Annotated in this window: 21 protein-coding genes; 8 read left to right on the top strand and 13 right to left on the bottom strand. The window is 58.6% G+C overall.

All coding sequences use genetic code 11. The features are described from left to right. Window positions 1–14: 14 nt before the first annotated feature. Together fdxA and mutS are read right to left on the bottom strand one after the other, a co-directional pair. Window positions 15–338: a ferredoxin FdxA gene (gene fdxA / locus FFH21_RS20330; RefSeq protein ID WP_004657930.1), complete on the bottom strand. Its 324-nt coding sequence runs from the start codon at window positions 336–338 to the stop codon at window positions 15–17. Between the two features lie 259 nt (window positions 339–597). Next, on the bottom strand, window positions 598–3,165 hold the full coding sequence (gene mutS, locus FFH21_RS20325; protein ID WP_162885681.1) for a DNA mismatch repair protein MutS: 2,568 nt from the start codon (window positions 3,163–3,165) through the stop codon (window positions 598–600). A gap of 470 nt (window positions 3,166–3,635) precedes the next feature. On the opposite strand from mutS, the gene FFH21_RS20320 reads away from it, so the two are divergent. The 3 genes from FFH21_RS20320 (at window position 3,636) to recX (ending at window position 5,782) form a co-directional block, all read left to right on the top strand. After that, window positions 3,636–4,151, top strand: coding sequence for a CinA family protein (locus FFH21_RS20320; RefSeq protein ID WP_004666014.1), 516 nt, complete (start codon window positions 3,636–3,638; stop codon window positions 4,149–4,151). 93 nt (window positions 4,152–4,244) lie between these two features. Continuing rightward, complete coding sequence (gene recA / locus FFH21_RS20315; protein ID WP_004657925.1) at window positions 4,245–5,309, top strand: recombinase RecA; 1,065 nt, start codon at window positions 4,245–4,247, stop codon at window positions 5,307–5,309. 5 nt (window positions 5,310–5,314) lie between these two features. Then, a complete protein-coding gene (recX, locus tag FFH21_RS20310; protein WP_004657924.1) occupies window positions 5,315–5,782 on the top strand; it encodes a recombination regulator RecX in 468 nt (155 codons plus the stop codon). 4 nt (window positions 5,783–5,786) lie between these two features. Here the strand turns inward: recX and FFH21_RS20305 are convergent, their stop codons facing one another. Together FFH21_RS20305 and FFH21_RS20300 are read right to left on the bottom strand one after the other, a co-directional pair. Next, window positions 5,787–6,908: an LOG family protein gene (locus tag FFH21_RS20305; protein ID WP_011169281.1), complete on the bottom strand. Its 1,122-nt coding sequence runs from the start codon at window positions 6,906–6,908 to the stop codon at window positions 5,787–5,789. Window positions 6,909–7,101: 193 nt separating this feature from the next. Continuing rightward, window positions 7,102–7,518, bottom strand: coding sequence for a quorum-sensing-regulated virulence factor family protein (locus FFH21_RS20300; protein WP_002554685.1), 417 nt, complete (start codon window positions 7,516–7,518; stop codon window positions 7,102–7,104). 279 nt (window positions 7,519–7,797) lie between these two features. Here FFH21_RS20300 and FFH21_RS20295 point away from each other — a divergent pair, with 279 nt between their 5' ends. The 3 genes from FFH21_RS20295 to FFH21_RS20280 all read left to right on the top strand — a co-directional run bounded on the left by FFH21_RS20295 (window position 7,798) and on the right by FFH21_RS20280 (window position 9,850). Then, entirely contained in the window at window positions 7,798–8,508 is a 711-nt protein-coding gene (locus tag FFH21_RS20295) for a tRNA-uridine aminocarboxypropyltransferase (protein WP_002554684.1), read from the top strand. 245 nt (window positions 8,509–8,753) lie between these two features. Further along, entirely contained in the window at window positions 8,754–9,401 is a 648-nt protein-coding gene (erdR, locus tag FFH21_RS20285) for a response regulator transcription factor ErdR (RefSeq protein WP_002554683.1), read from the top strand. Window positions 9,402–9,484: 83 nt separating this feature from the next. After that, window positions 9,485–9,850 (top strand): diacylglycerol kinase, encoded by a 366-nt coding sequence (locus tag FFH21_RS20280; RefSeq protein ID WP_002554682.1) that lies wholly within the window; start codon window positions 9,485–9,487, stop codon window positions 9,848–9,850. Between the two features lie 7 nt (window positions 9,851–9,857). Here the strand turns inward: FFH21_RS20280 and FFH21_RS20275 are convergent, their stop codons facing one another. Then, entirely contained in the window at window positions 9,858–10,784 is a 927-nt protein-coding gene (locus tag FFH21_RS20275) for a LysR family transcriptional regulator (protein ID WP_002554681.1), read from the bottom strand. 123 nt (window positions 10,785–10,907) lie between these two features. Here FFH21_RS20275 and fpr point away from each other — a divergent pair, with 123 nt between their 5' ends. Beyond that, window positions 10,908–11,687 carry a ferredoxin-NADP reductase gene (gene fpr, locus FFH21_RS20270; RefSeq protein ID WP_002554680.1) on the top strand — a complete coding sequence of 260 codons (780 nt, stop codon included), beginning with the start codon at window positions 10,908–10,910 and terminating at the stop codon, window positions 11,685–11,687. A gap of 79 nt (window positions 11,688–11,766) precedes the next feature. Here fpr and tsaA read toward each other — a convergent pair whose 3' ends face one another. The 6 genes from tsaA to FFH21_RS20235 form a co-directional block, all read right to left on the bottom strand. Further along, on the bottom strand, window positions 11,767–12,459 hold the full coding sequence (gene tsaA, locus FFH21_RS20265) for a tRNA (N6-threonylcarbamoyladenosine(37)-N6)-methyltransferase TrmO (protein WP_004657923.1): 693 nt from the start codon (window positions 12,457–12,459) through the stop codon (window positions 11,767–11,769). A 13-nt stretch (window positions 12,460–12,472) separates the two neighbouring features. Continuing rightward, the gene (locus FFH21_RS20260) at window positions 12,473–12,934 is read right to left on the bottom strand and encodes a DUF1456 family protein (protein WP_002554678.1); all 462 of its coding nucleotides are present in this window, start codon (window positions 12,932–12,934) and stop codon (window positions 12,473–12,475) included. 80 nt (window positions 12,935–13,014) lie between these two features. Then, entirely contained in the window at window positions 13,015–13,725 is a 711-nt protein-coding gene (locus FFH21_RS20255; RefSeq protein WP_011169280.1) for an rRNA pseudouridine synthase, read from the bottom strand. A 92-nt stretch (window positions 13,726–13,817) separates the two neighbouring features. Continuing rightward, a complete protein-coding gene (locus FFH21_RS20250; protein WP_002554676.1) occupies window positions 13,818–14,258 on the bottom strand; it encodes a GNAT family N-acetyltransferase in 441 nt (146 codons plus the stop codon). A gap of 102 nt (window positions 14,259–14,360) precedes the next feature. After that, window positions 14,361–15,704, bottom strand: coding sequence for a 30S ribosomal protein S12 methylthiotransferase RimO (gene rimO / locus FFH21_RS20245; protein WP_002554675.1), 1,344 nt, complete (start codon window positions 15,702–15,704; stop codon window positions 14,361–14,363). 395 nt (window positions 15,705–16,099) lie between these two features. Then, a complete protein-coding gene (locus tag FFH21_RS20235) occupies window positions 16,100–17,191 on the bottom strand; it encodes a catalase family protein (RefSeq protein ID WP_011169279.1) in 1,092 nt (363 codons plus the stop codon). Between the two features lie 319 nt (window positions 17,192–17,510). Here FFH21_RS20235 and FFH21_RS20225 point away from each other — a divergent pair, with 319 nt between their 5' ends. After that, on the top strand, window positions 17,511–19,406 hold the full coding sequence (locus FFH21_RS20225; RefSeq protein WP_004666011.1) for a potassium transporter Kup: 1,896 nt from the start codon (window positions 17,511–17,513) through the stop codon (window positions 19,404–19,406). Window positions 19,407–19,503: 97 nt separating this feature from the next. On the opposite strand, the gene FFH21_RS20220 is transcribed toward FFH21_RS20225, so the two are convergent. Beyond that, window positions 19,504–20,838, bottom strand: coding sequence for a virulence factor family protein (locus FFH21_RS20220; RefSeq protein ID WP_004666010.1), 1,335 nt, complete (start codon window positions 20,836–20,838; stop codon window positions 19,504–19,506). Continuing rightward, the gene (mprF, locus tag FFH21_RS20215; RefSeq protein WP_011169278.1) at window positions 20,838–23,480 is read right to left on the bottom strand and encodes a bifunctional lysylphosphatidylglycerol flippase/synthetase MprF; all 2,643 of its coding nucleotides are present in this window, start codon (window positions 23,478–23,480) and stop codon (window positions 20,838–20,840) included. Before mprF ends, FFH21_RS20220 begins: the two co-directional genes overlap by 1 nt. Window positions 23,481–23,672 lie beyond the last annotated feature (192 nt).

Raw genomic sequence — 23,672 nt, 5'->3', positions numbered from 1 at the left:
TGTCTGTATGGAATCTAGCGTTCCAGATCAGCGATCTTGCCGGGTTTGCCATCCCACTCTGCCGCATCCGGCATAGCGTCTTTCTTTTCGGTGATATTGGGCCAGACTTCGGCAAGCTCAGCGTTGAGCTCGATGAAGTTTTCCATGCCAGCGGGAATCTCGTCTTCCGAGTAAATGGCCACGGCAGGGCACTCAGGCTCGCAGAGCGCGCAGTCGATGCACTCGTCCGGGTGGATCACCAGGAAATTCGGGCCTTCGTAAAAGCAGTCCACCGGACAGACTTCTACGCAGTCGGTGTACTTGCACTTGATGCAGTTGTCGGTGACGACGAAGGTCATTTCTAATTTTCTCCTCAGGCGGCTGCGGCAGAGCCCTTCCAGACAGGGGTGCCAGGTTCGGGAGGTTTCCCGGCCCTATGAAAACACGTGCTTTTGGTGGGTGGCCTTGAAGCGGTAAGACTGCGTCGTCTGCTACCTGTCCCTGCCACCTACCGATGGTTCGCTGCATTTTCACGCGGCTCGAAAAACGCCTCGACCAGGCTAAAAGCCGAGAGCGTCCCAAACTGCGCGGGATTCTAACAGTATGTAACGCTTCGCGTCACAGGCGAGTTTGCAATGTGTATAGCAAATCCAGCGCCTGCCGCGGGGTCATATCGTCGACCTTGACCTTCGACAGCTCGTCGAGCACCGGGTGCGGCAGACTTGCGAACATATCGCTCTGCTGCGGGACTGCGGGCTTGCCGGGTTTGGCGCGCGGCTGCTCGTGCGGCAGGCTGGTGGTTTCCAGACGCTGCAAGTGTTCCTTGGCGCGGCTGATGACCTTACCCGGCACGCCGGCCAGTTGCGCCACGGCCAGACCGTAGCTCTGGCTCGCAGGCCCTGGCAGTACGCGGTGCAGGAAAACGATCCGCTCGTTATGCTCAGTGGCGTTCAGGTGCACATTGCTCACCAGCGGTTCGCTTTCCGGCAGCACTGTCAGCTCGAAATAGTGCGTCGCGAACAGTGTATAAGCACGCAGTTGCGCCAGACATTCCGCCGCTGCCCAAGCCAGCGAAAGGCCGTCGAAGGTACTGGTGCCACGTCCGACTTCGTCCATCAGCACCAGGCTTTTGTCAGTGGCATTGTGCAGGATGTTTGCCGTTTCGCTCATTTCGACCATAAACGTCGAGCGTCCACCGGCCAGGTCGTCGCTCGAGCCGATACGGGTGAAGATCCGGTCGACCAACGACAGTTCGCAGCTGGCAGCGGGCACGAAACTGCCGATATGCGCCAGCAGTACAATCAGCGCCGTCTGACGCATATAGGTCGATTTACCGCCCATGTTCGGGCCGGTAATGACCAGCATGCGCGTGCTGTCGTCCAGCGCCAGGTCGTTGGCGACAAACGGGGTACTCAGTACCTGCTCTACGACCGGGTGACGGCCCTGCTCGATGCGCATACAGGGTTCGGCAACGAACCGTGGGCAGTTGAGGTCCAGATTCAGCGCGCGCTCCGCAAGGTTGCTCAGCACGTCCAGCTCAGCCAGCGCCGCTGCCGTGTCCTGCAGCGGCGCTAGATGGCCGATCAGGTCTTCAAGCAGCGCTTCGTAGAGCATCTTTTCCCGAGCCAGTGCGCGGCTTTTGGCCGACAACGCCTTGTCTTCGAATTCCTTGAGCTCGGGCGTGATAAAGCGCTCGGCCCCCTTGAGGGTCTGGCGGCGTATGTAATCAGCCGGGGCCTGCTCGGCCTGTTTGCTCGGCAACTCGATGAAGTAGCCGTGCACGCGGTTGTAACCGACTTTCAGGTTGGCAAGACCGGTACGGGCCTTTTCGCGGGCTTCCAGATCGATCAGGAACTGACCGGCGTTTTCACTCAGCGATTGCAGATCATCCAGCTCAGCGTCGTAACCAGTCTTCAGAACACCGCCGTCGCGTATCACGGCAGGCGGATTGTCGATGATCGCGCGCTGCAGCAGATCAGCGAGTTCCGGATAGGTGCTGGCGGTCTGCGCAAGTTGTTGCAGGTGCGGCGCTTCAAGATCGGTCATTGCCTGTTGCAGTTCGGGCAGAGCGCTAAGGGCATCGCGCAGACGGGCAAGGTCTCGTGGTCGCGCATTACGCAGGCCGATACGCGCCAGAATCCGCTCGATGTCGCCGATTTCCTTGAGCTGCGGCTGCAGGTTCTCGAAGCGGTAGCGCTCCAGAAAGCAGGTAATGGACGTCTGGCGTGCCTGAAGAATCGTCAGGTCGCGCAACGGCCGGTTCAGCCAGCGGGTCAGCAGCCGCGTTCCCATCGCCGTCTGGCAACGGTCCATGACCGATTGCAGCGTATTGTCGCGGCCACCGGACAGGTTGGTGTCCAGCTCAAGGTTGCGCCGACTGGCTGCATCGAGGATTACCGTATCGTCGAGGCGTTCGTGGCGCAGGCTGCGCAAGTGGGGCAGGGCGGTACGCTGGGTTTCCTTGGCGTAGCTGAGCAGGCAGCCCGCAGCACCGATGGCGAGTGTCAGGTTTTCGCAACCAAAACCCTTCAGGTCCTGGGTTGAAAACTGCTGACACAGACTTTTATGGGCTGAGTCGCGCTCGAAATCCCACGGCGCACGACGTCGCGCACCACGGCGTTTTTCGGCAGGCAGACCTTGCGGCCAGTCGTCCGGAATCAACAGCTCGACCGGGTTGATGCGTTCAAGCTCGGCCAGCAGGTTCTCCCAACCCTTGATCTCCAACACACTGAAGTTGCCGCTGGTGATGTCCAGCACGGCGAGGCCGAACAGGCGTTCGTCACCCAGTACGGCGGCAATCAGGTTATCCCTGCGCTCATCGAGCAAGGCCTCGTCGCTGATGGTTCCGGGCGTAATGATGCGGACCACCTGACGATCCACCGGGCCCTTGCTGGTGGCCGGGTCGCCGATCTGCTCGCAGATCACGACCGATTCGCCCAGCTTAACCAGTTTGGCCAGATAGCCTTCGGCGGCGTGGTAAGGAATCCCGCACATGGGGATGCTCTGGCCTGCCGACTGACCGCGCGCGGTCAGGGTGATGTCCAGCAACTTGGCGGCTTTCTTCGCGTCTTCGTAGAAGATCTCGTAGAAATCGCCCATGCGATAAAACATCAGTTGATCCAGGTGCTGGTTTTTGAGTTTCCAGTACTGCTGCATCATGGGGGTATGTGAGGAGAGGTCGGAAATTGCTTTATTCATCAGTGGCTTAGGCAAGTTCTTGAGAGGAGTGAGGCAACCTTGAGGCATGACGGGTGGTCCCTCCTTGAATCGAGGGGCGTCTGCCGGGTATGTGCGATGGTCGCAAGGTTATCACGCTCAATCAGGCGGTGCAGTTACAGCGTACCTTCCGCTTATTGGTGACCGGGCGTTTCCTGACAGCCATGAACCTCGATTTGGCGTATAGACTTTCATCGCTGCTACTCGATAACCGGGCGGCACGCTATAAAAAAGGACTTTTATATGAAAAACAAACGAGCAAGGGATTCCGTCAACGGTCGCTTCATCCCGCTGGAAGAAGCCAGAAAAAGGCCGAGAGAAACGACGGTCGAAACGGTCAAAAAGCCGGAACGCAGGAAAGATGCGCGATAAACCGGCAATGGCAGACCCGCTTCAAGGTGGCTGCTTTGTCTCAGGAATCACTTTTACAGGCTTCCAGCATGAACGAGAACACCGTGGACGAGATAACCGGGCTGGCCGATACACTTGGCAGGCTTCTCGACGCAATGAACGCTCAAGTGACCACCGCCGAATCCTGCACGGGAGGCGGAATCGCCGAAGCGATCACACGCATCGCTGGCAGCTCGGCGTGGTTCGAAGCGGGTTATGTGACTTATTCAAATGCCCAGAAGACCCGGCAATTGGGCGTGCCCGAGGCACTGTTCGTAGAGGCCGGGGCGGTCAGCCAGCCTGTTGTCGAAGCCATGGTGCGAGGTGCGCAGCGTGAAAGCGGCGCGCGATTCGCCGTCGCAGTCAGCGGTGTTGCAGGGCCTGGCGGTGGTTCGCCGGATAAACCGGTCGGTACCGTATGGCTGTGTTGGGGCAAGGATGATGCGCTTGTCGCACAGCGTCGCCAGTTCGATGGCGACCGGGATCAGGTCCGTCGACAGACGGTCGAAGCCGCGCTGCAAGGGCTTATACAGCTTGCGCGTGGAGAAATGCCAAAACAGGGGTAGGCGCGCGCTCATCGCTGTGGAATAATACTGTCTACTTATACAGGTGTTGTGGCCATCAAGGCCCTAATTGAATTTGATTACGTGAGGACTTCAATGGACGACAACAAGAAGAAAGCCTTGGCTGCGGCCTTGGGTCAGATCGAGCGTCAGTTCGGTAAAGGTGCCGTGATGCGCATGGGCGACCATGATCGCCAGGCTATTCCTGCCATCTCCACTGGTTCGCTGGGTCTGGATATCGCACTGGGCATCGGCGGTCTGCCGAAAGGCCGGATCGTGGAAATCTACGGTCCAGAGTCTTCCGGTAAAACCACGCTGACGTTGTCGGTCATCGCGCAAGCCCAGAAAATGGGTGCTACCTGTGCGTTTGTCGACGCCGAGCACGCGCTTGATCCGGAATACGCCGGCAAACTGGGCGTCAATGTCGACGACCTGCTGGTTTCGCAGCCGGACACCGGTGAGCAGGCGCTTGAAATCACCGACATGCTGGTACGTTCCAACGCCATCGACGTCATCGTTGTCGACTCCGTTGCTGCGCTGGTGCCGAAGGCAGAAATCGAAGGCGAAATGGGCGACATGCACGTGGGTCTGCAGGCGCGTCTGATGTCGCAGGCGCTGCGCAAGATCACGGGTAACATCAAGAACGCCAACTGTCTGGTGATCTTCATCAACCAGATCCGCATGAAAATCGGCGTGATGTTCGGCAGCCCGGAAACCACTACCGGTGGTAACGCCCTGAAGTTCTACGCTTCGGTACGTCTGGACATCCGCCGTACAGGCGCAGTGAAAGAAGGCGACGAGGTTGTCGGCAGCGAAACCCGCGTCAAGGTCGTGAAGAACAAGGTGGCTCCGCCATTCCGTCAGGCCGAGTTCCAGATTCTTTACGGCAAGGGTATCTACCTGAACGGTGAAATCGTCGATCTGGCCGTTCTGCATGGTTTTGTCGAGAAGTCCGGCGCCTGGTACAGCTACCAAGGCAGCAAGATTGGTCAGGGTAAAGCCAACTCGGCCAAGTTCCTGGCAGATAACCCGGAAATCTGCAAAGCGCTCGAGAAGCAGATTCGCGACAAGTTGCTCACCCCTGGTGTCGACACCAAAGCGGTCGGTTCCCGCGAAGCTGCCGTTGCTGATGATATGGCCGAAGCAGACGCTGATATCTGATAGTCATGCCTGTCGTACTTGATACACCTGTCGCCGTAAGGCGCACTGCAATGGACCTGCTCGCACGTCGCGAGCACGGTCGGGTCGAGCTGACGCGTAAACTGCGTCAGCGCGGCGCTCCCCCTGAGCTTATCGATGCAGCACTCGACCGTCTGGTCGAGGAAGGCCTGCTCTCTGAATCCCGTTACCTTGAAAGCTTCGTTTCTTACCGGGCACGTTCGGGCTATGGCCCTGTTCGTATTCGAGAAGAGCTGAATCAGCGTGGCTTGCAGCGGGCCGACATTGAGCAGGCGCTCAGGGAGTGCGGCATTGATTGGCAGGAGAAGCTTCACGAGCTCTGGCAGCGCAAGTTTGCCGGTGCTTTGCCTGTTGATGCTCGTGAGCGAGCCAGGCAGGGAAGGTTTCTGAGTTATCGCGGCTATCCGCTGGATATGATCGGCCGCTTGTTAAGCGGCCGTGGCGGGGATGACTGAGGTATCAGAGCGTTTTCTGTGGCGCTTGATCCTGCGCGCCATCTCTTGTCGCTGAGGCGTCCTCCCAGTTTTCCTGTTGATTGATGTAGTCCACCAGTTCACGAAGCCTGCCCTGATTGCGTCCTGTGAAGGTAAACGCAAGTCGTGTCAGGTGACTGAATTGAACTTCATCGTGCTCCTCGCCCTGATAGCTGTGCTGATGAAAGTTTTCATTGATACACAGATCGGCGAAAGCTTCCTGCATGTGCTCCAGAGCCTTCGCGCTGAGCGCGTGGCGCATGCATATCACAAACTTGTTCTTCAGCCAGCGGCTGGAGTGGAAATTGCCATAAAACTGGTTGATCTCTTCCACGGCGTCATCGGCGCTGTAGACCAGTCTCATCAGTTTCATATCGGCTGGCAGAATGTAGTGGTTGTCCTGCAACTGGTTTTTGATGAAGTCCAGTGCACCTTGCCAGAAGCTGCCGCCAGGGGTGTCCAGTAACACGACGGGCACCAGAGGGCTTTTGCCGGTCTGTATCAATGTAAGCACTTCCAGCGCTTCGTCCAGGGTTCCAAACCCGCCTGGACACAGCACCAGTGCGTCGGCTTCCTTGACGAAGAACAGCTTGCGTGTGAAGAAGAAGTGGAAAGGCAGCAGGTTTTCCGTGCCCTCCACCGTAGGGTTGGCGTGCTGCTCGAAGGGCAGGGTAATGTTGAACCCCAGGCTGTGTTTCAGACCTGCACCTGCGTGGGCTGCCGCCATGATGCCGCCACCTGCGCCGGTGATGACCATCATGTCCGAGCGGGCAAGCTTTTCGCCCAGCTCTCTGGCCTGTGCGTAAAGGGGGTGCTCTTGAGGGGTGCGAGCAGAGCCGAATACGGTGACTTTGCGGCGGCCCTTGAAGCGCTCGAGCACCCGAAAGGCTTTGTCCAGTTCGCGCAGGGTTTGCAGCGTTATCTTGACGTCCCAGCGATTGCGGTCGTCCTGGGCCATGCGTAGCACCGTGAGCATCATGTCGCGGTACAGCGGCAGGTTTCTGGTACCGGGAGCGACCTCGTTGATGTGCTCTTCAATTTTGCTGGTCAGGTCGAGCCCGTTGCTTTGAAAGTGTCGGGATAGAAGATCGTCAGGTACATACGGCATTCGGGGTTTATCCTCCTGCAGAATCAATGGCCCGGTGGGGCGTGTTGAATCGATGATGTCCCGGTTTGCAGAGAAAGGCTACCCATTCCCTGTTCATTGCCAGGGCGGATTCGTTGCAGGATGTCTTGAGCGTTGCTGAACTGACGCGCCTGAGGGACAGGCGCGCGGGGAGGGGGCTACGTGCCGGGGTAGCTTACTTTTTCGGCTTTACAGTGCAATCCGACGCCTGAAAGGTCTGGGTCGCAACCGGGCGGTTGGTCTTGTACTCGGTGAACTGATACTTGAGGACGGCCCCCTTGGTCATCAACTGGCGGAAACCGTTGTTGTGGCAAACGCTGTTGCCCAACTGGTTGCGCATCACGTCCGGGTTGGCGCGCATTTGCTGGGCCTGACCTTCGCGTACGCTCAAGTGGTTGATCAATTCGTTGCCACTGACGGTATAGCCCTGATCGAGGATGTCTTCGTTGATCGCTCTTGGCGTGCCGACACTGCTTTCCTTAGCCACTTTTTCCAGCATCTTGCTGAGTTCGAACTCCTGTTTCGACGCCGCCTGGGCGCATAGCGGAGCAACGAGCAAAAGCGTAAGGGTGGGTACGATAAGGCGCAGCATTAAACTCTCCTAATTAAGTGGCTGGCCGTTGGACCAGCGACTTCAAAGTGCGTTCCGGGCAGCCCGCCGATAACGCGGGTTGCAATGGCGCAGCAGTATAGAGCAGGAGTCTTCATCGGGCCTAGGGGCTGTACCCGTTTCAACACGGTCTCTCTGAAGCGGGAACAGCTCGAGGACCGAAAGCGGGTTGAAGTGCCGGGGCTCTGATAAACTGCGCGCACTTTAATCCTGCCGAGTCTTTGTGGTGTCGATGTATTCCCCCCGCAGGCGTGTCCTGTAATGAGTCATGCCGTTTCCCGTCTGCGTGACGAGCGTCTGGCCCGCAGTACCAAGCCCTTTATTGCTCGCGGTTCGCGCGCGCCGCGCTGTCCGGATTGCCGGGTTATCTCCAGTTATTGCCTGTGCGCGTGGCGACCTGCCGTGACTGCCGAGTCAGGCATGTGCCTGCTGATGTACGACACCGAGCCTTTGAAGCCGACCAACACCGGCTGGCTGATCGCCGATGTCATCAAGGACACCCACGCCTTCGGCTGGTCGCGAATAGATGTCGACGAGCAATTGCTCGCCTTGCTGGACGATCCGCAGTGGCAGCCGTATATCGTTTTTCCCGGTGAATTCGTTGCCGAGGAGCGTGTGGTCAATAAGGTGTCGCGCATGGATGGCAAGCGCCCACTGTTCATTCTGCTGGATGCCACCTGGACCGAGGCGCGCAAGATGTTCCGCAAAAGCCCGTATCTGGAAAGGTTTCCGGTGTTGACGCTGGAGCCCGAGCAGATCTCGCGTTACCGTTTGCGCCGATCAAGGCGAGACGATCACTTCTGTACTGCCGAAGTCGCCGCGCTTTGTCTGGAGCTGGCCGGGGATACCTGCGCCAGTGGTGTACTGGATGCTTATCTGGATGTGTTCAGCGCTCATTATCTGGGTGCCAAGTACCTCAAGCCGATAGACCCCGACGACGCGGCCCACACTCATTTGAAGGCTTTTATTTGAAGGCTTTCTATCACGCAGTGTTGCGGATCTGCCCTGTATGGGCTAATTGCCATCCATGTTATCGAGCAACGACGCTTCGCGCTTGACCGTCATGGTCTTGCTGGGCATGCTTGGCGCCGCCTGGAAGCCGATTCATCTTGTCTGGTGTGGCACCGACGCTCTTTTCGGGTTGTCGCGAAGCGCATCCGCCAGTCTTGCTGGGTGGCCGATTCTGTCGGCCCTCACTATAAAAACAGGATCATTACATGACCTACGACATCCTGATCGCTGATGATCATCCCCTGTTTCGCAGTGCGCTGCATCAGGCGCTGAGCATTGGCCTGGGGCCTGAAGCGCGGCTCGTCGAGGCAGAAAGCATTGCCCAGCTTGAATCCCGTCTGGGAGAGAAGGCTGATTGGGATCTGGTTCTGCTGGACCTGAACATGCCAGGGGCTTATGGCTTCTCCGGGCTGGTCCTGTTGCGCGGCCAATATCCGCAGATACCGGTGGTGATGGTTTCGGCTCAGGAAGAGGCGTCGATAGTGGTGCGTTCCAGAGAGTTTGGTGCCAGCGGGTTCATTCCTAAATCCAGCCCCCTTGAAGTCATTCAGCAGGCGGTGCGCACCGTGCTCGATGGCGACGTCTGGTGGCCGCCGCAGGTCAATGAAGTGATCAGTGTTTCGGATGAAGCGAAGGCTGCAAGCGCTGGCCTTGCCAGCCTCACGCCCCAGCAGTTTCGAGTATTGACGATGGTCTGTGAGGGGCTGCTGAACAAGCAGATTGCCTCAGAACTCAGCGTCTCCGAAGCCACTATCAAGGCGCACGTCACGGCGATTTTCCGCAAGCTTGGCGTACGCACGCGAACTCAGGCAGCGTTGTTGTTACAGCAGCTTGAGTCCATCTCGTCCAGTTAACGGTGTTCAGGTTGCGAGCATTCACGCTTTTTTGACCTTTAGTGCCTTAGCTTTCCTCATCTTTTTTACACAGCAGCCTCTCTATGTCGCCCTTCAAAGGCCAAACCGGTCTAAAACGTATCCTCAATGCTGCAGGCTATTCTCTGGACGGTCTGTCAGCTGCTTTCAAAGGCGAAGCCGCTTTCCGCCAGCTGGTACTGCTTAACGTGGTGTTGGTCCCGCTATCGTTTTTCCTGCACGTCAGCAAGGCCGAGCATGCCTTGCTGGTCGCCGTTTGCCTGCTGGCCCTGATTGTAGAATTGCTCAACTCAGCTGTAGAGGCTGCCATCGACCGAATCTCTCTGGACCTGCACCCGTTGTCCAAGAACGCCAAGGACATGGGCAGCGCTGCCCAGTTCATCGCCTTGAGCATGATCGCTCTGGTGTGGGGCATTGTGCTGCTGGGTTAGGGCTTGTTCAATACAGGCTTGGCAGCACGATCTCGTCGCTGCGCTTCACTCCGGCGGTGAACGCGCGGCACAGTTCGAGGAATTCGCGCATGGCTGACGTCTGATATTTCTGTTTGTGCCAGATGAAATAGAACTGACGCGCCAGATCCAGCTCAGGCGTGGCCAATTCCACCAGGTTGCCGCGACGAAACGAGTCGCGTAGCGCCAGTCTGGAAATGCAGCCAATGCCCAGTCCGGATTCCACTGCCCGCTTGATGGCTTCGGTGTGTTCCAGCTCCAGTCGGACATTCAGCCCGTTGCGGTGGTGACGCATGGCCTGATCGAACGTCAAACGCGTGCCTGAACCTTGTTCTCGCAGGATCCAGGCTTCATGGGTCAGTTCTTCCAGCGTTACATGGGCGCGTTTTGCCAGTGGATGCTGTGGAGCACAGAACACCACAAGTTCGTCTTCGACCCAGGACTGCACTTCGATGTCCGGGTGGCTGCAATCGCCTTCGATCAAGCCCAGATCAATCTCGTAGTGGGCGACCTGTTGCACGATATGCGCGGTGTTCTGGACGTGCAGCTTGACCTGGCTTTCCGGGTGACGCTGCATGTAGCCGCCGATCAGCAGGGTCGCCAGATAATTGCCGATCGTCAGTGTGGCCCCGACTGCCAGCGAGCCAAAGCCTGATTTACCGTTCAGCAGGTCTTCGATTTCCTTTGCCTGATCCAGCAGAGCGACGGCCTGCGGCAGTAATTGCCTGCCCGTGGCGTTAAGGCTTAGCCGCTTGCCGGCGCGGTCAAACAGCTGGCAGCTCGATTGGCGCTCCAGCTCGGTGATGGAGGTGCTGGCAGCCGACTGCGAAAGCGAAAGCAGCACGGCTGCTTTGGAGACGCTTTCCTGCCGGGCGACGGCAACGAACACTTGGAGCTGGCGGAGAGTAAATCGCATATCTATATAACCGATAACCTATATCTTGATAATTCATTTAACAGATATTGTGTCTGCCACTAGAATGTCGCGCAATAGCGCAGTGCTTCTGCGCGCACTATTTTTTCAGGAGTCTTCACGTACATGAGCAACATGAACCACGAGCGTGTCCTCAGCGTCCACCATTGGAACGACACCCTCTTCAGTTTCAAGTGCACCCGCGACCCTGGTTTGCGTTTCGAGAACGGTCAGTTCGTCATGATCGGTCTGCAGCAGCCAAACGGTCGTCCGCTCATGCGCGCCTACTCGATTGCCAGCCCGAACTGGGAAGAGCATCTGGAATTTTTCAGCATCAAGGTGCCGGACGGTCCTCTGACCTCGCAGTTGCAGCACCTCAAGGAAGGCGATGAAATCATCATCAGCAAAAAGCCTACGGGTACGCTGGTGCTGGACGACCTCAAGCCGGGCAAACATCTTTACCTGTTGAGCACGGGTACTGGCCTGGCTCCGTTCATGAGCGTGATTCAGGACCCTGAAACCTACGAGCGTTTCGAGAAAGTCATCCTGTGCCACGGCGTGCGTTACGTGAACGAAGTCGCCTATCGTGAATTCATCACCGAGCATTTGCCGCAAAACGAGTTTTTCGGTGAAGCGCTGCGTGACAAGCTGATCTATTACCCGACTGTCACCCGCGAGCCGTTCGAGAACGAAGGTCGCCTGACCGACCTGATGCGCAGTGGCAAACTGTTCAGCGATATCGGCTTGCCACCGATCAACCCACAGGACGACCGCGCCATGTTGTGCGGTAGCCCGAGCATGCTCGACGAGACCAGCGAAGTGCTCAACAGCTTTGGTCTGACCGTTTCGCCACGCATGCGTGAGCCCGGCGACTATCTGATCGAGCGTGCATTCGTCGAGAAGTAAGTTGGCCTTACAAAACCCGCCTCGTCCCTGAAGGGATCAGGCGGGTTTTTATTGCTCGGGATTTGTCGCTGGCATCCCTTCAGGCCAGCAGGACTTCAAGCACGCAAATCACACCGGTCTGCGGGTAGTGCCAGCGTACGTCCAGATCCCAGAATTGAGCGCCGTAGCGGCGTTCCGGCGTCGGTAGCTGATAGGCCGGGCGCGGGTCCTGGGCCAGGCATTGCTCGATCAGCTCGACCAGCGGCTCACTCAGGCGTAGTGCGTGTTCGCGAGCCTGCAGCAGGGCGGCGTCCTGCCACTGCACCGGTATCAGGGCCGGCGCAGCGCTGGCGATGTGGTTGGTCGCCTCGGCGATTGCATCGGCGTAGGGTACGTATGGCTTGATGTCCAGCACTGGTGTGCCATCCAGCAAGTCGATGCCGGACAGCCACAGGCGACCGGCTTCGACTTTGTCCAGCCTGACCACCGACTGGCCGATGCCATTGGGGCGATGCGTCGCGCGCGTGGCAAATACCCCCATCGACTGGTTGCCGCCCAGACGCGGAGGGCGAACCTTCAGGCGCGGCTTGTCTTCCAGCGCCATATGGAACAGAAACAGCAGCCAGACATGACTGACCGCTTCCAGCCCTTGAACAGCCTCACCCTGATCGAAAGGCGCCACCAGCTCCAGCACTCCACGTGCTGCCGGGGCCAGCTGTGGCTGGCGGGGGATGGCGAATTTCTCCTTGAAACAGGAGCGTACGAAGCCGACAGGGGAGACGTTGTAACTCATGGTGCCGACCGGTTCAGCCACGCACGCGCAGGGTCAGACCCTTGAGGAAATTGCGTAGCAGTTGATCGCCACAGGCGCGGTAGTTGGTGTGTCCGACCTTGCGGAACAGTGCGCTCAGCTCTGGCTTGGAAACCGGAAATTCTGCGGATTTCAGGATGGCATGCATGTCGTCTTCTTTCAGTTCGAAGGCCACGCGCAGTTTCTTCAGAACAATGTTGTTGGTAATCGGCAGATCAATCGGCTGCGGCGGACGGCTTTCGTCCTTGCCACGCTTGAAGTAGACCAGGCCATCGAGAAAATGCGCCATGATTTCATCGCTGCAATCCAGATAGCCCTCTTCTTCCTCTTTCTTCATGAAAGCGATGACATCGCTTTTGGACACTTCAAAACCGGTCAGACCGATGATTTCGACAACCTTGCTGTCGCTGATATCGAGCATGTAGCGCACGCTGCGCAGTACGTCGTTGTTCATCATGAGGCGTGTTTCCTGATAAGTCGTATGGCGGCGCGTGACGATGGTCATGCGCGCGGTAATAAGGTCGGGTGCCGAGGGAGTTAAAACTTTTCCTTGGTCGTCATGTAGCGCCACTGGCCTTCGGGCAGTTTGCCCATGGACACGCCGCCGATGCGGATGCGACGAATGGCGACGATCTTCAGGCCAACGGCTTCACACAACAGGGCAATGATGCCGGGCTGCGGGTTTTTCATTGCAAAGCGCAGGCGGTTCTCGTTCTGCCAGCTGGCCTTTACGGAGGGCAGTTCCTTGCCTTTGTAGGTCAGGCCGTGATTCAGCCGGTTCAGGCCATGAGCAACCATTTCGCCCGAGATTTCCACCACGTATTCCTGCTCGATCTTGCTGCGGTCATCGGTGAGCTTGCGCAGGATTTTCCAGTCCTGGCTGAACACCATCAAGCCGCTGGCATTGGCTTGCAGGCTTGAAATCGCCTCAAGGCGCATGAAGTGGCCCTTGAGCGGACGCTTGCTGTAGCTGTGCTCGACCGAGAGCGTGCCCGGCGTGATCATCTGCAAAGCCTCTTCGGCGCTTGCCGAGGCAGGTTTGTGCAGGATTATCGTGACCGGTTCAGGGGAGTCGGCCTTGGCATCCGGGCTGAGCTCGATTTTCTGGGTGCTGACCTTGAAGTGCGGCTCTTCGATGACCACGCCGTCCACAGTAACCCAGCCACCCTCGATAAACAGTTCGGCCTCCCGGCGGGAGCAACCGACCAGCTCGATAAGGCGTTTGGAAAGGCGAATGGGGTCTGTCATGAAGAAAAGCCGTTTACTGATGGGAAAGGCGCCATTGTAACCGCCTCACGCTGGTTAATCGCGGCAACATTGCATTTGCGCTGTAATCGATGTCAGTTACGACGGGTCAGGCGCATTCTGAGCATCGGATAAGGCTGACCCAAGCCGTCGACTTCAGAACGGCTGACAACGTCGAAACCATGCCGGAGGTAAAACCCCAGTGCCTGAGTGTTCTGCTCGTTGACGTCCAGTTCACGGATGTCGAAGTGCTCGATTGCGTGGGTCAGCAGCTGCGTGCCCAGCTTTTTCCCGCGATGGTTCGGGTCGATGAACAGAATATCCAGTCGGTTTTTGTTCACGCCCGCGAAGCCCGTGATGTTGAGCTGCTCATCCCGGGTGCAGAACAGCGTCACGCTGTCCAGATACTGTGTCAGCAACCCCTTGAGCCTGATGATGTAGGCGTCCGGTAGAAAGTCATGGGTGGCGCGCACCGAGCGCTCCCACACCTCGCTCATCTCCGGGTAATCGTTGGTGTCCGGGGTATATAACCGCATCTCGCGTTCTCCTTTCGGCCAGTCTTGCATAGACAACGGCCAGAGACGAAAAAGCCCTGCCGGTTCAAGGGCAGGGCTTTCGGTTACGGCAAGGGGCTGTGCTTACAGCATCTCGGCCCACAGGTCGTATTCGTCAGCATCGGTCACGCGGCACATGATCTTGTCGCCTGGCTGAACGGTGCTGCCCTCTTCCAGACCGATGAACACGTTGCCGTCGATTTCCGGAGCATCGAAGAAGCAGCGGCCTACGGCGCCACGATCATCGACTTCGTCGATCAGTACTTCGATTTCCTTGCCGATCTTCATTTGCAGGCGCGCAGCGCTGATTGCCTGTTGATGAGCCATGAAGCGATCCCAGCGGTCCTGCTTGACGTCATCCGGCACGATGGCCGCATCCAGCAGATTGGCAGGAGCACCTTCAACCGGCGAATACTGGAAGCAGCCGACGCGGTCCAGTTGGGCTTCGGTCAGCCAGTCCAGCAGGTACTGGAAGTCTTCTTCGGTCTCACCGGGAAAGCCGACGATGAATGTCGAGCGGATAATCAGATCAGGACACTGCTCGCGCCAGTTCTTGATGCGTGCCAGTGTCTTGTCTTCAAAGGCTGGCCGCTTCATCAGCTTGAGGATTTTCGGGCTGGCGTGCTGGAAAGGGATGTCCAGGTACGGCAGGATCTTGCCGGCCGCCATCAGCGGAATCAGTTCGTCGACGTGCGGGTACGGGTAAACGTAATGCAGGCGAACCCAGACGCCCATCGAACCCAGCGCCTGGCACAGCTCGGTCATGCGGGTCTTGACCGGCTGGCCGTCCCAGAACCCGGTGCGGTATTTGACGTCAACGCCATAGGCGCTGGTGTCCTGGGAAATAACCAGCAGCTCCTTCACGCCGGATTTGACCAGACGCTTGGCCTCATCCAGTACATCGCCAACCGGACGGCTGACCAGCTTGCCGCGCATCGACGGGATGATGCAGAAGCTGCAGCTATGGTTGCAGCCTTCGGAAATTTTCAGATACGCGTAGTGGCGCGGGGTCAGCTTGACGCCTTGCGGTGGCACCAGGTCGATCAGCGGATTGTGGTCCTTGCGGGGCGGCACGACATCGTGCACTGCGTTGACCACTTGTTCGTACTGCTGCGGGCCGGTCACCGACAGCACGCTGGGGTGCACATCGCGAATGACATTTGCGTCAACGCCCATGCAGCCGGTCACGATGACCTTGCCGTTTTCCTTGATTGCTTCGCCGATCACTTCCAGCGACTCGGCCTTGGCGGTGTCGATGAAGCCGCAGGTATTGACCACGACCACGTCGGCATCCTCGTAGGTCGCAACGACTTCGTAACCTTCCATGCGCAGCTGGGTCAGGATGCGTTCGGAATCAACGAGTGCCTTCGGGCAACCCAGTGAAACGAATCCGACCTTTGGGGCGGACGGCGTGGTGACGGTGGACATGGCAAACCTCGGCGTTAAGGGCACCCGAACGCGAAGCGCAGGCGCTGACTGGGCGCTTGCTGCGCCTCTGATCAAAAAGTGCGCAATTCTAGCGGTGAGCGGGCGCGATGACCAGCGTTTGGATGAGAATTGCGACGTATGTCAGGCGAGGGGAGGATTTATGCTCAAAGAGCGCTTGGCTGTTGCGCGAGCCTGCATACTTTGTCTGCGCAGTTGTCAGGTTCGGGAGGGAGGCGCATTGGTTGGGACCTTCAGGATATGCAGGACGTATCTGGCTACGCTCTCGGCCGCGAGTTGAAGTCGTATTTGCCTGAAGGCTGTTCCGTTTCATCAGAGGCGCACTGATGAAACGGGAGCCATCGCCATAAGGATCTGGCCTCGGGCCGATTGACCTGTCAACCCCGCGGCTCGTGCATCGGGCACCCATTGTGCTGACTGCGAAAGCCCGCCGAGTGTTCGTAGGCAGGTTTGCGCACTCGCATCACTCCGCCCAGCGGACGGTGCGCCTCAAGACCATGCCATGGGCTGAATGACATGCCTTCATCGATTTCCTGAATGCTTTGCTCTGACCACGAGGATTGGCGGGGGACATCGATTCGAGCGACTGCCACGTAGGGGCTGAGGTCTTCCGGCCAGATCGCCGAAGCATCCTCTACCGGCATCTTCTCCAGGTCCGTGGCCAGCTGGATACGAACCTCCCAGCTGGCATCGTTTTCGAGGAAAAACGCTTTGACTGCCTCACGCAGGCCATCCGGCTTGTCTTTCAGGTCCACAGCCTTGTCGGTCAGCGCCATCAACTCTGCGGAAATGGGGACTACGCTCAGCTTGGCGTAGTAGGGCCCGTACAGAAAAGGTACGACGGTGTAGAACGTCTCGCCGAGAATATGAGTCATCGGGTGCCCGCCGAGACTTCTCAGTGTGCCACTCTCGCCCCCGGCAGACTCGATAGCGGACTCGATACCGCGAAGGACTGCAGACAGTGCCTTCTTCATGCCCGGCGCTTTGTCAGTTGTTTTGGCCAATAACTTCAAGGTTTTCAAAAAAGCCTTGGGGTCCCTGGCAGTAAAGGCCTTGGCGTTCTGCATGACGAAATCCTGGGTCGATGCGTCGGCGCTGCCGGGCAAGCGCGTGCCTTCGATACCCACAAGTTTGATCGCCAACCCCCTTGGCGTTGAGACCTTGTCGTCAAGAATATCCCCCGGGTTGGTTGAGAGCCGCATGAAGAGCGGGAAATTTCCAGGTTTCGCAAACGCGCCTTGAGCCAGCGGCTCGGGCAGGTCGTCATAGACCTGAATCTGCCCGCGAAGTAACCCGTGTGCCTTGGCATGCACACTGCGAATGGCGTGCCCGGTGTCTTGCAGAGTGGTTTCAAGAATGGAATGCATGGCTTCCACCAGCTCTTTGCTGGTTTGCGCTTCATCGTCGGGAACGACTTCAAATGAAGGCTGGAAGCGTAATGGCTGAACAGTCAGATTTTTTGTAGTCATCAGGGCATCTCGGTCAGAGGGATCAGGGTACCCGGACGTCGATGCGGTTCTTGATGACCTTTCAGGCGGCAGGCTTAAGTAATGACCGGCCGGTATTTGCGTCGTTCAATGAGAAATATCTCCCCGTAAACTGCCTGAAAGACGGGGCGCGCTGGCTTGATCATTCTCGCCGTCTGCGTTTCACCAAGAATTACAACGAGTGCTGCGTTATGCTTCGCGCCATCGCGCCGAGGCATGTCAATGTCTGGCTGAATCTGAATTGTTACGCGTTGTGATGTTCTCAGTGTTGAACCTCATGTCTGGTTTCCGGGAGTAGTGGATGAGTCAAACAAACAGTCATGGGGAGGCCGCAGGCACTGCCAAGCCTATCGGGTTGCTGATCGCGGCAGTGGGGGTGGTTTATGGCGATATCGGAACAAGCCCGCTGTACACCCTCAAGGAAGTGTTTCAGGGCGGTTACGGCGTGGAAGTCACGCATGACGCGATACTCGGGGTGTTGTCACTGATCTTCTGGTCGCTGATCTGGGTTGTTTCGTTCAAGTACATGGCGTTTGTTCTGCGTGCTGACAACCAGGGCGAGGGCGGCATCATGGCGTTGATGGCGCTGGCGCGTCGAGCATCGGCCAAACACCCCAAACTGCAAATGATGATGGTGGTGTTCGGGTTGTTCGGTGCTGCGCTGTTCTACGGTGACAGCATGATTACCCCGGCAGTCTCGGTATTGTCGGCGATGGAAGGGCTGGAACTGGCCTTCGATGGCCTTGATCACTGGATCGTGCCCATGGCGCTGATCGTGCTGGTGGGGCTGTTTCTGATTCAGCGCCACGGCACGGCACGCATCGGCGTGCTGTTCGGCCCGGTGATGGTGACCTGGTTTCTGGTGCTCGGCGCGCTGGGCGTTTACGGCATCATGCAGTCGCCGGAAGTGCTCAAAGCGGTCAATCCGGCCTGGGGTGTGAATTTCTTCATCATTCATCCGGGCATTGGTGTGGCCATTCTGGGTGCTGTGGTGCTCGCCCTGACGGGGGCCGAGGCGCTGTATGCCGACATGGGGCACTTTGGCCGCAAGCCGATTTCACGTGCCTGGTTCATCCTCGTGCTGCCTGCGTTGCTGCTCAACTATTTCGGTCAGGGTGCGCTGGTGCTGGGCAATCCTGAAACGGTTCGTAACCCGTTCTACCTGCTGGCGCCGGGCTGGGCGCTGCTGCCACTGATCGGTCTGTCGACGATGGCAACCATCATTGCCTCGCAAGCGGTGATCTCCGGCGCGTTCTCGATGACGCTGCAGGCGATCCAGTTGGGCTACATTCCGCGCATGCACATCCAGCACACCTCCAGCGACGCGCAAGGCCAGATCTATATCGGTGCCGTCAACTGGGCGCTGATGGCGGGCGTGATTCTGCTGGTGATCGGCTTCGAATCGTCTGGCGCGCTGGCGTCCGCCTACGGCGTGGCGGTGACCGGGACCATGCTCTGCACCACCATTCTGGTGTCGACCGTCATGCTGATGCTCTGGAAATGGCCGCCATTGCTGGCCGTTCCATTGCTGATCTGCCTGCTGCTGGTGGACGGTCTGTTCTTCGCGGCCAACGTGCCGAAGATCTTCCAGGGCGGGGCCTTCCCGGTGCTGGCGGGTGCGGTGCTGTTCATCCTCATGACCACCTGGAAGCGCGGTAAGCAACTATTGGCGGAGCGGATTGACGAGGGCGGGCTGCCGTTGCCGATCTTCATCAGCAGTATTCGCGTTCAGCCGCCGCATCGCGTGCAGGGCACGGCGGTGTTCCTGACCGCACGTTCGGATGCCGTACCTCATGCGCTACTGCATAACATGCTGCACAACCAGGTACTGCACGAGCAAGTGGTGTTGCTGACTGTGGTGTATGAGGACTCACCGCGTGTGCCTGCCGCTCAGCGTGTTGAAGTGGAGTCCTATGGCGAAGGCTTTTACCGGGTGATCCTGCACTTCGGTTTCATCGATGAGCCCGATGTGCCTGCTGCGCTGGCCTTGTGCGATCTGCCGGAGCTGGATTTCAGTCCGATGCGCACCACTTACTTCCTTAGCCGCGAAACGGTGATCCCGTCGAAGATGGATGGCATGGCGCGCTGGCGTGAGGCGCTGTTCGCGTTCATGCTCAAGAATGCCAACGGCAACCTGCGCTTCTTCAAGCTGCCGTTCAATCGGGTGATCGAGCTGGGTACGCAAGTAGAGATGTAAGCGTTCGCCGGCAAGGCTGGCAGCGTGGATAAAAAAATCCCGGCGACCTCACGGTGCCGGGATTTTTTATGCCGTTCAGACTTCTATCTGGCGGCGCTTACTGAGCGGTAGCCTTGCCCTGACGCTTGTTGATGGCGTCGATCAGGCGCTTGGCCAGTGCCGGATAGTCTTCATCGAAGTGGTGACCTCCAGGCAACTGAACGGCCTCGCCGACTGCGGTAGTGTCGGTGCAACCACTGTCTTTCTTCTCTTCGACACCATAAACACAGAACACCTTGGCGGCTGGCAGCTTGGCCATCTCCTGTCCGGTGGTGGCTTCCTTGCCTGCGTTGCCGAGCCAGCCGTCGACGTGAATCTCGAAGCTGCCAGTACGGGCGAAGGCCAGCAGAATGATCGCGTCGACCCGATTCTGATCATCCGCAGCCAGGCGGTTGTAGATCGCGGGCATCACGTCCGCGCCGAACGAGTAGCCAGCCAGGATGAAGCGCTTGGTGCCCCATTTCTGACGGTAGTGGTTCATCAGGTCGGTAAGGTCGACAGCGGTCTGCTCCGGTGTCTTGTGCTCCCAGTAGTAGCGCAACACGTCGATGCCCACCACCGGATAGCCCATCTTGGCCATGTCGCCTGCCACGACCTTGTCCAGATCGCGCCAGCCGCCGTCACCGGACATGAACAGTGTCACGGTATCGGAAGGCTGGCTGGTCGGGACTTCGACGACCGGGATGCCCAGGCCGCCACTGTCGTTTTCACCGAGTAACAGGTGGCGCAGCTCGGTGTTGAGCACCTGAGGCAGCGGAATGTCGTAGTCGCTGATGCTGGTGTCGGCATTGGTCTGGTCACGCACGAACGCTGCACTCGGATCATCCGGGGCGTCGTTCCAGGCGGCCAGCCAGTGTCCGTGCGGAGCTTTTTGCGGCAGCGGCACGTCGCAGATCTGCGGCGGTTTCTCGTCTTCCTCCAGAACAGGCGGCGGATTCGAAACATGCTCCAGCGCAAACCCGACGGAAATGGCCTGCGCCTTGTCGTCGGTCTGCTCGGCCAGCCAGCGCCACGCCAGAGTTGCTCCAGGGCCTATGCCACCGACAACCTTCGCGGGGCCGTCAAGCTTCGCCAGGGCTTCCTGAAAGGTTTTCTGTTGCAGGACGCAGTCGTCCTTGGGCAATACCACCTGAATGATGCGTGCCGAAGCGTCCTTGCTGATCGCCAGCAACTGCTTGTCGGTGAGCATTTCTTCTGCGGTGACGGCCAGCGCAATGCGGGTCTTGATGCTGGTGGCCGGTGTCACGCTGGTCAGTGGCGCGCCACCGTCAAGGTTCAAGTGTTCCAGCGATGCGGGCGGGGCAGGGCGGTTCCAGATCCATATTCCCAGTGCTACGACTAAAAGAACAATTACCAGAGCTGCAAGCAAAAGGCGCCAGGAGCGTCGAATCATCAGCGTTTCACCAATCCAGTCAGGCCGCCCGCAATCAGGGCGGCGGTGTCAGCCAGTGCCACGAGCGGATCAAGTCCGGCAGGCACGGCCATATAACGAGGTTCCCAGTCGGGCTGGAACTTGTCCTTGAAGCGACGCAGCCCCTGGAAGTTGTACAGTTGCTCGCCACGACGAAAGATCATCGAACCCAGGCGCTGAGTGATCGGCGCGCCACGTCGTGGCTGCAGCCCCGACAAAGGCACCATTCCCAGGCTGAATCGCGCATAACCCTGGGCTTTATAATGCAGAATCAGGCCGACCATCATGAATTCCATGGTCAGCTTGGGGGCGTCCGGGTGAGAGCGCATCAGGTCCAGACTGGCCAGTTCCGGGCTGGTGGTTTCCAGCAGGTTGGAAAACGCGACCGGTTTGCCCTGGAAGTGCACGATGGCAATACGGAAATACTTGAGGTACTCAGTGCTGAAGCGGCCCAGCGAGAAGCCTTTTTCGCGGACATTCTTGCCGGTTAGCCAGGCATCGGAAATCACTTTCAGCTCATCGATAGGCGCTTGGCCCGGCTCGTAGATTTCCAGCGAAAGCCCATCGCGGCCACCTCGGTTCCAGGTGTAACGCAGGTCTTTCATTTCCTTGCCTTTGGCGTCGATATCGAAGCGTCGCAGATCAACGCGCGCTTCCTCGCCCAGCTTGATGGCGGTGAGGCCGATGTCCATGTAGAACGGCAGGTTTTCCGCGCGCACCTGGTAGAACACCGGGCGAGCATGGTGCACGTCGCACAGGTCGCGGAACTGCCAGATCAGCTCGGCACGCTGCTGGGTCGGGCCAATCGGGTCGTAAAGCGCTACCAGACTGCGGCCGCGATGCGAGTACATCAGGAACGCATTGCCAGCCGGATGGAACAGGATCGCCTTATCGCCGGTCAGCACCAGACCGCCATCCGGCTGTTTGGATGCTTTGAGGATCTCGGCTGCCTTGTCCAGATCTGCCGCGTCGGGCAGTTTGATGACTGGTCTGGCAGTACGCAGCAACCAGGTCAGCGAGACCACCACCAACAGCACCGCGCTACCAAGGGCCGAGCGCAGGCCGCGTGGGGCATCTGCATCCAGTGTGAACTGCCACCACAACTGATGGCTGTAAGGCACGTCCTGATAGGCGAACAGCAGCAGCCAGATCGAGGCACCGACTACACAAATGCTGGCAATCAGGTAGACCGGCGAGAACGGCAGCTCCAGCAGGCGGCTTGGGCGGTAGAACGAACGGCGGAACGTGAGCAGCAGGCAGGCGGTCAGCAGCAGCATGCTGGCCTCTTCCCAGTCGAAGCCCTTGAGTATCGACAGCACTGCACCGACCAGCAGCAAAATAGAGGTCAGCATCCAGGCCGCAGACAGCCGACGACGCAGGCCCTGGGCAAGCAGCAGGCACAGCACGCCCACAAGACTTGCTCCGAAGTGCGACGCGTCGATCAGCCGATGCGGGATCATGAAGCCGACGTTTTCCAGTCGGGTATCGATTTCAGGGGTGGCACCAGAGAAGAGCAGCACCACCCCCGACAAGAAAACCAGTAGGGCCAGAATCGGTGCCGCCAGCCCCGAGGCAACGCGCATGGCTTGCTTGGTCGGCAGCAGGCGCTGGGCTTCGGTAAACAGCAGGGTAAGGCAGGCCAGCAGCAGCGGCAGGATCACGTAGATCAAGCGGTAAAGTAGCAGCGCGGCGGCTAGCGGGGCGGCACCCAGTTCGTTGGCAAAGGCTGCGAGCAGAATGGCCTCGAACACGCCGACGCCGCCAGGCACATGGCTAAGTACGCCAGCAGCGAGCGCCAGCAGATAAATAAGGATGAACGCACCGAGAGGCGGCGCGTGCGGCAGCAGCAGGTACAACACCATCGCCGCAGCAGCGACGTCCAGCGCGGTAATCACCAGCTGGATCAGCGTCAGCTTCAAGTCTGGAAGGCGCAAGGTACGACGACCGAGGCGAACCAGAATATTGTGCGGAATGTCCTGTTCCGGCAGGCGGCGACGGTAGACGAACACCGCCAGCAGCAGGCTGCCAATCAAAACTGCTGTGGCGACTACAGCCAGTACGTCGACGGGAAGCTTGAGTGCCAGTGACGCGCCTGACAGGTTGCTCAGCGTGGCCAGTGCCGCCAGTGGCGGCAACGCACAGCCTAGCGAAAGGCTGGCGAATACGGTCATGCGGGCGATTTCGATTGCCCCCACGCCATAGCGTGAGTACAGGCGATAGCGTACCGATCCGCCGGACAGCATCGACAGGCCGACCGCATTGCCGATGGCAAACGAGGTGAAGCCGCCGAGAAGCAGCGTCTTGATGGGCAGATCGACATTGGCATAGCGACTGGCGGACAGTTCATAGCCCATCAAAATGACATAACCGACTATTGCTGCGAGCAGCGCGCCGCCCAGAGCGGGCAGGGGCACTGCGAACAGTGAGTCGTGCAGCGCATACCAGTCCATTTCGACCAGCATGTGGCGGCAGGCAATAAGGGCCAGGCTGAACAACAGCAGCATCACCGCCAGCCCGATAGGCTGCCGGTATTTGCTTAGCAGTTCACGCCAGTTCTGGCGTGGCGGGCTGCCGGGTTGTTCTGCATCAACGGTTTCATTGGAATCGGACATGTTGTCGCGCATCAATCACTCCTTATCGTGCGCGACAGGATGGAGGTATGCAGCCAAGTTACCAATCCCTACGCAGAAAATATTTCAGGATGTTAGCGCGTCAACGTCTAACGAGCGAATAGCGAATCCGACCAGGCGATGCTGTTCAGCCGAGGTTCAGTCGTGATTCAGCTTAGTAACACCTATCGGCAGCGCATGCAAAAA

Source organism: Pseudomonas sp. KBS0707, from assembly GCF_005937945.2.
Taxonomy (GTDB): domain Bacteria; phylum Pseudomonadota; class Gammaproteobacteria; order Pseudomonadales; family Pseudomonadaceae; genus Aquipseudomonas; species Aquipseudomonas amygdali.
This window is presented reverse-complemented; position numbering and strand designations above follow the sequence as displayed.

What these genes read in the sequence shown, in the direction of transcription:
- fdxA (WP_004657930.1), bottom strand. Translation starts at nt 338, where the DNA reads ATGACCTTCGTCGTCACCGACAACTGCATCAAGTGCAAGTACACCGAC.
- FFH21_RS20320 (WP_004666014.1), top strand. Translation starts at nt 3,636, where the DNA reads ATGAACGAGAACACCGTGGACGAGATAACCGGGCTGGCCGATACACTT.
- recA (WP_004657925.1), top strand. Translation starts at nt 4,245, where the DNA reads ATGGACGACAACAAGAAGAAAGCCTTGGCTGCGGCCTTGGGTCAGATC.
- recX (WP_004657924.1), top strand. Translation starts at nt 5,315, where the DNA reads ATGCCTGTCGTACTTGATACACCTGTCGCCGTAAGGCGCACTGCAATG.
- FFH21_RS20305 (WP_011169281.1), bottom strand. Translation starts at nt 6,908, where the DNA reads ATGCCGTATGTACCTGACGATCTTCTATCCCGACACTTTCAAAGCAAC.
- FFH21_RS20300 (WP_002554685.1), bottom strand. Translation starts at nt 7,518, where the DNA reads ATGCTGCGCCTTATCGTACCCACCCTTACGCTTTTGCTCGTTGCTCCG.
- FFH21_RS20295 (WP_002554684.1), top strand. Translation starts at nt 7,798, where the DNA reads ATGAGTCATGCCGTTTCCCGTCTGCGTGACGAGCGTCTGGCCCGCAGT.
- erdR (WP_002554683.1), top strand. Translation starts at nt 8,754, where the DNA reads ATGACCTACGACATCCTGATCGCTGATGATCATCCCCTGTTTCGCAGT.
- FFH21_RS20280 (WP_002554682.1), top strand. Translation starts at nt 9,485, where the DNA reads ATGTCGCCCTTCAAAGGCCAAACCGGTCTAAAACGTATCCTCAATGCT.
- FFH21_RS20275 (WP_002554681.1), bottom strand. Translation starts at nt 10,784, where the DNA reads ATGCGATTTACTCTCCGCCAGCTCCAAGTGTTCGTTGCCGTCGCCCGG.
- fpr (WP_002554680.1), top strand. Translation starts at nt 10,908, where the DNA reads ATGAGCAACATGAACCACGAGCGTGTCCTCAGCGTCCACCATTGGAAC.
- tsaA (WP_004657923.1), bottom strand. Translation starts at nt 12,459, where the DNA reads ATGAGTTACAACGTCTCCCCTGTCGGCTTCGTACGCTCCTGTTTCAAG.
- FFH21_RS20260 (WP_002554678.1), bottom strand. Translation starts at nt 12,934, where the DNA reads ATGATGAACAACGACGTACTGCGCAGCGTGCGCTACATGCTCGATATC.
- FFH21_RS20255 (WP_011169280.1), bottom strand. Translation starts at nt 13,725, where the DNA reads ATGACAGACCCCATTCGCCTTTCCAAACGCCTTATCGAGCTGGTCGGT.
- FFH21_RS20250 (WP_002554676.1), bottom strand. Translation starts at nt 14,258, where the DNA reads ATGCGGTTATATACCCCGGACACCAACGATTACCCGGAGATGAGCGAG.
- rimO (WP_002554675.1), bottom strand. Translation starts at nt 15,704, where the DNA reads ATGTCCACCGTCACCACGCCGTCCGCCCCAAAGGTCGGATTCGTTTCA.
- FFH21_RS20235 (WP_011169279.1), bottom strand. Translation starts at nt 17,191, where the DNA reads ATGACTACAAAAAATCTGACTGTTCAGCCATTACGCTTCCAGCCTTCA.
- FFH21_RS20225 (WP_004666011.1), top strand. Translation starts at nt 17,511, where the DNA reads ATGAGTCAAACAAACAGTCATGGGGAGGCCGCAGGCACTGCCAAGCCT.
- FFH21_RS20220 (WP_004666010.1), bottom strand. Translation starts at nt 20,838, where the DNA reads ATGATTCGACGCTCCTGGCGCCTTTTGCTTGCAGCTCTGGTAATTGTT.
- mprF (WP_011169278.1), bottom strand. Translation starts at nt 23,480, where the DNA reads ATGCGCGACAACATGTCCGATTCCAATGAAACCGTTGATGCAGAACAA.